Here is a 3,158-nt window from a genome sequence, read left to right on the forward strand (position 1 = left end):
TCTCGTGTTCTGGTTCCCGGTTGTCTGGGCGTCGTTGCGGTGGCTTGCGCGAGTGGCCTGGAGGTGCGTCGTTCCGTCGTCGTCGGGCAGGCGCAGCAGCGTGCTGTCGCTCCTCGCTCCACTCCTTGGGCTCGGGGCGGCCACGTCGATCCTGTGGGCGGTCGGGTACGCCTCGCTGTATTACCTGACCCCCTACGTCCAGGATTGGCGTTCGGGAACGGTGCGCCACGAGGCCGTCACGTGCCGTGATTTCCGGGTGGACAACAGCATTTCGAACTACGGCAAAGGTAACGCTAGGGTGATGTACGAGTTCGAGTTGGTCAGCTCGGACGGCTCGTCGTGGAAATACAGGGAAGAAAAGAGCTGGATGGATCGCAAGGTGGAGGCCGGCGAACAGCCCTACGCGACGGTGATAGAGGCGTGCCGCTCAGAGGGCGCGGAGATCGGGATCGTCCTGTACCCCCACTCGGGAACCATCATCGAGGCTTGGAAAGCAAACTGATGGTCTGGTAAGTTGGGTGAGTTGTGACGAAAGGACACTGTGATGGCAGACATCGACATTGAGACTGACTCCTGGCGGACTCACGCGAGTGACGCTACTGGTATCGGTCAGGTGGTCGAGCAGGGTGGAAGCGCGTACATGGCCGCGCTGGACGGCAACGTCTTCGGGGTCTTCACCCCCATGATCCTTCCCGCGTACACGGCGGTGTCAGAAATCTTCGCTCAACGTAACACCGAATTCGGTCAGCGTGTCCAAAAGGGGGCCGAGCTCCTCAAGGGTGCCGCCAATGACTTCGATCGAAATGAGCAGACCTTGCAGGAGCGTTTCAACTCGATCGGCCAACAGATTGGGGAACACTGATGGTATCTTCCGTTGAGATTGCCAAGCCGGAGTCAACCCACGAGACGAATCCGCTCAAAGACGCGGGTATTGTCAGTGATATTCGGGACCTCTATATTTCGAAGTCCGCTCTCGACGCGACGCTTAGCACCATTGGAATCGCCGCTGACCTGGTTGACATGGCGGTGAATCCGATCAAGACGGCGGTGTCGTGGGCCGTCAACTGGATCATCTCCCACATCGACCCGCTGCCGGACATGCTCCAGCAATTCACGGGCGACCCCGAGAAGGTGGAGGCCGCTGCCCTCACCTGGGAACGCATCGGGGACCAGTGGACGCAAGCCGCCGCGGAGCTCGAAGCAGCGGTCGCGGCGGGGCTCGACGCCCAGGTTTGCCGTACCCTCAGCGCCTACAAAGTTCAGATCGGAAGCGTCATCGAGGCTTTCCGGTCGTTAGGTGACGCATGTAAGGTCGTTGCGCAATGCCTCAATATCCTGTCCGCCATGGTCAAGATCGTCTACGACCTCACCCGCGAGGCCATCGGCGACCTGATCGGCACCTTCGTTCAGTCGGTGTGGGAAGCCGTGGGCACCCTCGGGATTGCAACCCCCGCCATCGTCGCTCAGATCTCCGCGACCGTGTCGAAATGGGTTGCTCGTATCACCACGAAGGGCAAGCAGGTCCTCAATGGGTTCCAGGAAGCTCTGAAATCTTTCACGAAGCTGGACGGTATCCTCGAGAAGCTTGGCCCGGCTCTTAAGAAGCTTTTTTCTCATGTTGGTGACTTGCCCGATAAGGTTCATGACGCCTGGAAAGCCGGTAAGCACAAGGTTGACGACCTCGCCGACGGCGCTAAAGATGCGTGGAAGGCCGGGAAGGATAAGCTGGGCGACCTCGCCGAAGATGCGTGGAAGGCCGGTAAGGACAAGGTTGACGACCTCGCCGACGGCGCTAAAGATGCGTGGAAGGCCGGTAAGGACAAGGTTGACGACCTCGCCGATGGCATTGAGGATGCGTGGAAATCCGGAAAGCACAAGGTGGGTGAGTTCATGGATGACCCGCAGGCCGCTCTGAAAGCCGGCAAGGATAAGCTTGACGACCTGGCGGATGATGTCCACGACGCGGTCGAGAGAGGGGTCAAGGAATCAGCGCGTAAAGCTCAAGAGGCGCACCAGGCGACAATTGACCTCATGAATGCTCCGTCCGAAGCCGCCGAGTCGTTGGGTAAAGAAGGAGTCAGAGCCTGGTATCGGCGCTTTGGGACCTCAGAGCAGGTTGCCGGGGTCGACGAGGTTCTCAAACGCGAGGAGCTCTTCGATCTGCCCATGAAGCGACAGCGAGAATGGATCGGAAACCTCAACGACAACAAGGAGCTCTTCAAAAAGGGTCAGGATGTCTACAAACACTGGGGTCTGCCCTCGCAGAACGAGAAAGACGACTAGCCTACCTGCCTGTGTGCCCCGCGCGCGGGGCACACAGGCAGCGTCAACAACGCGGTGGGGCCGCGCAGACTAAGTCTGCGCGGCCCCACCGTCACGTATCGGCTCAGTGCTCGCCTTCGTGCTCCTTGAGGCGCTCGTAGGAGCGGCGAATCTCGGCTTCAGCCTCTTCACGGCCGACCCAGTGCGCCCCCTCGACACTCTTGCCGGGCTCGAGATCCTTGTAGACCTCAAAGAAGTGCTGGATTTCCAGGCGGTGGAACTCCGAGACGTCGTCGATCTCCGTGCGCCACGACGCGCGCTGATCCGATGCAGGAACGCACAGGACCTTGTCGTCGCCGCCCTTCTCGTCGCGCATACGGAACATGCCGAGCGCGCGGCAGCGGATCACGCAACCGGGGAAGGTGGGCTCCTCAAGGAGGACCAAGGCGTCCAGCGGATCCCCGTCCTCGCCCAGGGTGTCGTCAATGAACCCATAGTCGTCCGGGTAGCGCGTCGAGGTGAAGAGCATGCGGTCCAGGCGGATGCGACCCGTCTCGTGATCGATCTCGTACTTGTTCCGATTCCCCTTGGGAATCTCGATGGTGACGTCAAACTCCATGTTCGAGCCTTCCATGTCAGCCCCGAAACTCGGGGGTCCGGTTGGTTGAGTCGGCGCATGGACGGGTACTGTAGCTACCGAGGTAACCACGAAGGGACATCCATGCATCGCACGTCTATGGGGCCAATTGTAAGCGCTAGCACCGCACTTGTGGCGACTGTCGCTTTTGCCTGCGCGGGCTGTACCACGAACGGCCCCACGCCCGCGGCCGCCCCGACCGCACCCGCGCTCGAGCCCGCCACCGCGTCCGTGCCCGCCCAGGCCTCGGGCAACCCGG

General features: G+C 61.0%; 4 protein-coding genes. 3 read left to right on the plus strand and 1 reads right to left on the minus strand.

The window, feature by feature from the left end:
* The 3 genes from HMPREF1138_RS03620 to HMPREF1138_RS03630 form a co-directional block, all read left to right on the plus strand.
* The coding region (locus HMPREF1138_RS03620; protein WP_039936724.1) for a hypothetical protein at nucleotides 1-502 on the plus strand (502 nt) is incomplete at its 5' end.
* 42 nt (nucleotides 503-544) lie between these two features.
* Complete coding sequence (locus tag HMPREF1138_RS03625; RefSeq protein WP_009056667.1) at nucleotides 545-862, plus strand: hypothetical protein; 318 nt, start codon at nucleotides 545-547, stop codon at nucleotides 860-862.
* Entirely contained in the window at nucleotides 862-2,283 is a 1,422-nt protein-coding gene (locus HMPREF1138_RS03630) for a hypothetical protein (protein ID WP_009056659.1), read from the plus strand. The genes HMPREF1138_RS03625 and HMPREF1138_RS03630 overlap by 1 nt, the downstream gene beginning before the upstream one ends.
* A gap of 103 nt (nucleotides 2,284-2,386) precedes the next feature.
* Here HMPREF1138_RS03630 and HMPREF1138_RS03635 read toward each other — a convergent pair whose 3' ends face one another.
* On the minus strand, nucleotides 2,387-2,881 hold the full coding sequence (locus HMPREF1138_RS03635) for an inorganic diphosphatase (RefSeq protein ID WP_009056664.1): 495 nt from the start codon (nucleotides 2,879-2,881) through the stop codon (nucleotides 2,387-2,389).
* Between the last annotated feature and the right edge of the window lie 277 nt (nucleotides 2,882-3,158).

Origin of the sequence: Actinomyces sp. ICM58, from assembly GCF_000283035.1 — a bacterium.
Lineage (GTDB): Bacteria > Actinomycetota > Actinomycetes > Actinomycetales > Actinomycetaceae > Pauljensenia.

Excerpts from the sequence above, each read along its gene's own strand:
- HMPREF1138_RS03630 (WP_009056659.1), top strand. The coding sequence starts at position 862 with ATGGTATCTTCCGTTGAGATTGCCAAGCCGGAGTCAACCCACGAGACG.
- HMPREF1138_RS03635 (WP_009056664.1), bottom strand. The coding sequence starts at position 2,881 with ATGGAGTTTGACGTCACCATCGAGATTCCCAAGGGGAATCGGAACAAG.
- HMPREF1138_RS03625 (WP_009056667.1), top strand. The coding sequence starts at position 545 with ATGGCAGACATCGACATTGAGACTGACTCCTGGCGGACTCACGCGAGT.